This is a genomic window from uncultured Dialister sp. (genome assembly GCF_937959425.1).
In the GTDB taxonomy this organism is placed as follows: Bacteria; Bacillota; Negativicutes; order Veillonellales; family Dialisteraceae; genus Dialister.
The window spans coordinates 1-3,855 of record NZ_CALGPS010000210.1 but is presented as its reverse complement, the minus strand read 5'-3'; the positions used below and the strand labels follow the sequence as shown (position 1 = coordinate 3,855).

The following is a 3,855-nucleotide window of genomic DNA, read 5'->3' as shown; positions in this document are numbered from 1 at the left end:
TATCCGGCTGCGCCGGACTTCCCCCTATTCAGGGGGCAGAATAAGCCTCTCTATATTTTTCGTAGAGTCATGTGGCACAATGCTGAGCGTCTATAGGGACACTGTGCACATCCTGCATAGGATGTGCAAGTCGGGCGAAGTAAGGCGCCTAGCCTGCCCATAAGGGCGCTTTCCTTTTGTCGCCCGACCGAACTTAGCGGGGTGGCAAAGGAACTGGATTCGTAGGGAGCCCTTGGGCGACTGAGAATCCAGTGACATGCTTCCCTTTGGGTAAAGGTGGTGCCGTAAGGCACCAAAGGGGGTGCCGCTTTTCTATCGCCCGTAAGGGCGGTTGTTTGGTTTTATCATCCTGGCGCCCCTATATTTCAAAAGGGCGCCCACCACGGCCTTTGCCCCCTGAGCGACAGCGATGCAACCCTTGGCCCGTGCGTTAGCACAGGGCCATATGCCCCTCTGCCGCGCAGCGGCAGGCCCCTCGATCCTCGATCCCGATCCCGATCCCAGCCGCCTAGCGGCTGGCGCCCCCCTACAGGAACGCCCCTTTCGTATTCAACCTTATATCACACACTCTTTCCACAAAGTCGTCCACATAGGCGGCGGCTTCGTGGAAGGTCTTTCTGGAGATAGGGCGGCTTAAGGGCCCCTTCCATCGGTAATCTCGAAGGTCCTTCAGGAGTGTCTTCGCTTCTTCCGTCAGCTGCCTTGTTTCTTCCTCGGAAGCGGCGTCGAAGCCGGCAAGGGCGAGGAGTTTGACGGCGGTCATGAAGCAGAGGGGAAGGCTGTTTCTAACGGCTCCGGCGGCGCCGGCATGGAGGAGGGTGTCGTAGGCGCCGTCGTCTTTCTGCCGCTGGGGGAAAAGTTTTTCCGTGAGCTCTATGACATAGAACCAGTAGGTCATTTCTTCATAGGGCAGTTTCATCATGTCAAAAAGAAAGCGGCCCTCATACTGACTGAGGACCGCAAAATCATCTTCCACAGAGGCGGTGAAACGGATGATGGCAAAGGGGGCGGTGAGACCGCTGCCGCAGCGGGTCATGACGGCTCTGGGAAGGATCATAGGCACAGGGCCCATGGAGGCAGTAAAAAGGGAGAGGGTCTTTCCCCCCTCTCTCCCCTGACTGCTGTGGAGCACAATGGCTTCGCCGCTTTTAATTTCCCTCATGTTTCTCTTCCTTTCCCTTATCCCCCAGTTTCTCCGCCCGCACCCGGACGATGCGGAAGCCGTCCATGCGGAGCACAGAGAAGCGCCAGCCGGAGAAGTCCACGTGGTCCCCCACCTTGGGGATCCGTTCCAGATGGGAGAAAACGAAGCCGCCGATGGTGGCGTTCATATCCTCGCCGGACAGGTCGATTTCCAGCCGGTCCGAAACATCTTCCAGGATGACGGTGCCGTCAAATTCGTAGGTGCCGTCCTTCATGCGCAGGATTTCATAGGGCGTGGTATCCACGGACTGGGGAATCTCGCCGATGAGCTCCTCCACCAGATCTTCCAGGGTCACCATGCCCGACGTACCGCCGTACTCATCCACCACCACCGCCAGGTAAATGCGGCGGTTCTTCATGAGCTGCAGCAGCGACGGCGCCGGCATGACCTCCGGTACCGTCAGGATTTCCCGCACGATATTCTTCACATTGCCCGCCCCGTGAAGCAGGCTTTCCATGAAATCCTTCACATGGATGAACCCCAGAATCTGGTCCTTGTCGTCCATGCACAGGGGATAGCAGGTGTGATGGGCCTTTGAAATCACCCGGCGCATGGTTTCCATGTCATCATTGTAGTCCAGAACCACCATGTTATTCCGGGGAATCATGACATCCCGGGCCATAAGGTCGAAGAAATCGAAGGAATTTTTGATAAGCGTATTCTCCAGGGCGTTCAGCCTGCCGCTCCTGTTGCTTTCCTCCACAATGCAGCGGATTTCATCCTCCGTATAGGTGAAATTGACCTCATTGCGGAAGGGAACCTTATGAAGGCGGAAAATGCGGCGCACCAGGAAAAGGCCGACCTGCACCACCGGCTTGAAGAGGCGGCGGTTCCAGTGCACCACCCACCGGTGGGACGCCAGAATAGGCAGCGGTTCCACCAGCGCCCGGGTGCCGGGATAGAGGATGGTGGCGGTCCAGTAGGCCGTTATCAGCACCACCGCCAGGACGCCCAGCAGCAGATCCACCGCCCAGTAAAACTCCTCTCCCATAAGAGGAATGAGCAGATTGTGGCCAAAATACACCATACCCAGAAGACTGATGGCAAAAATGCCGCAGTATATCACAAAAGCCACCTGGGTGCCCCCAAGAATCTGGCTGGTGCGCTGGTAAAAAGGCGCCACCTTCCGGATGAGCTCCGGATCCTGCTCGTCATTGTCTTCGATATACTTCTTCCGCATGCGGGCAAAGGAAAAATTGACCAGTGTGTTTTTATAATTCAGAAACGAAGCAGCCAGGGCCGCTGCCATAGACAGCGCCAGCCACTGTATATCGGTACTGATAGGACATTCCTCCTTGTTATTAAATGGGTTCCTCCAACCAGCCTATTGTCCCCCCAGCTTCGCTGGGGGGAAGGTGGTGCCGTAAGGCACCAAAGGGGGCGGGCCCGCAGGGCCCGAAGGTTCTTAAGGTTCGTAAGGTTCTTAGGTTTGACGGGCCCTTTGGGCCCGAGGGTTGTGGTGGCGCCCTACGGGCGCAATATAAAATCAGCGTTACGGGGACGCTCATTCTGCTGCTTAAATCATGGCTAAACCTTTCGGTGAATTGGCCGCCGTCGGCGGCCACCCCCTATCCGGCTGCGCCGGACTTCCCCCTATTCAGGGGGCAGAATAAACCGCTCTACGCTTTCCTGCAGAGTCATGTGGCACAAATGCACAGCACCCATAGTCCCACCAGCGAAGCTGGGGGGAAGGTGGTGGCGCCAGCCACCAAAGGGGGCGGGCCCGCAGGGCCCGAAGGTTCTTAAGGTTCTGAAGGTTCTTAGGTTTGACGGGCCCTTTGGGCCCGAGGGTTGTGGATTGCCGCTGCGCGGCAATGAATATGAAGTCAGCGTTACGGAGCTTGCTTTTGTGTCACTATGGCTCCCCCGTCATTTCGAGCGGTGGTACCAGCCGGTATGAATCCGTAGTTTCATGGAGCCAGTGAAAGGGAGCCGAGAAATCTCCCGGTAGAATGCTGCCTTTAGGCAGAAAGGAGCGCTTGAAATATCATTGTCATTCTTGCCCTCGTACACCCCTGCGCCGCTAACGCGGCCCTCTTCCCCTCAAGGGGACGCAAGACGTTGCGGGAATGCCTTCCTGCTGCATAAATGACGCTAAGCATTCTGCTGAATTGGCCGCCGTCGGCGGCCACCCCCTATCCGGCTGCGCCGGACTCCCTCCACGGGAAAGCGTCTCACTTGGTTCTCAGGTCGCTTTGCTCCCCTACGAACCAAGTTCGCTTGCCACCCTATTCAGGGGGGGAGAATAGGCTGCTCTACGCTTTCCTGTAGAGTCATGTAGCACAATGCTGAGTACCCATAGGGACAATGTGCACATCCTGCATAGGATGTGCAAGTCAGGCGAAGTAAGGCGCCTAGCCTGCCCATAAGGGCGCTTTCCTTTTGTCGCCCGACCGAACTTAGCGGGGGAAGAAGGTGGTGGCGCAGCCACCAAAAGGGGTGCCGCTTTTCCAGCGCCCGCCAGGGCGGTTGTATGGTTTTCCCGCCTGAAAGGCGGCTCCCTGTTTTCCTTCGCCCGCCAGGGCGGTTGTACGGTTTTATTTATACTGGCGCCTTCAATGAATTAAAAGGCGCCCACCACAACCCTCGCGCCATAGGCGCGTCAGTCGAGTAGACGGAATCAGATTACTCTGTCCGCCCCTCACAGAACC

2 protein-coding genes are annotated in these 3,855 nt (G+C 57.3%); both read right to left on the bottom strand.

Annotated elements, in window-relative coordinates:
- Nucleotides 1-526: 526 nt before the first annotated feature.
- Entirely contained in the window at nucleotides 527-1,162 is a 636-nt protein-coding gene (locus tag Q0482_RS08895) for a hypothetical protein (protein ID WP_299145572.1), read from the bottom strand.
- Nucleotides 1,149-2,453, bottom strand: coding sequence for a hemolysin family protein (locus tag Q0482_RS08890; RefSeq protein WP_299145570.1), 1,305 nt, complete (start codon nucleotides 2,451-2,453; stop codon nucleotides 1,149-1,151). Before Q0482_RS08890 ends, Q0482_RS08895 begins: the two co-directional genes overlap by 14 nt.
- Between the last annotated feature and the right edge of the window lie 1,402 nt (nucleotides 2,454-3,855).

Bases quoted from the DNA above. Each gene is read 5' to 3' on its own strand.
- Q0482_RS08890 (WP_299145570.1), bottom strand. From the start codon at position 2,453: ATGGCAGCGGCCCTGGCTGCTTCGTTTCTGAATTATAAAAACACACTG.
- Q0482_RS08895 (WP_299145572.1), bottom strand. From the start codon at position 1,162: ATGAGGGAAATTAAAAGCGGCGAAGCCATTGTGCTCCACAGCAGTCAG.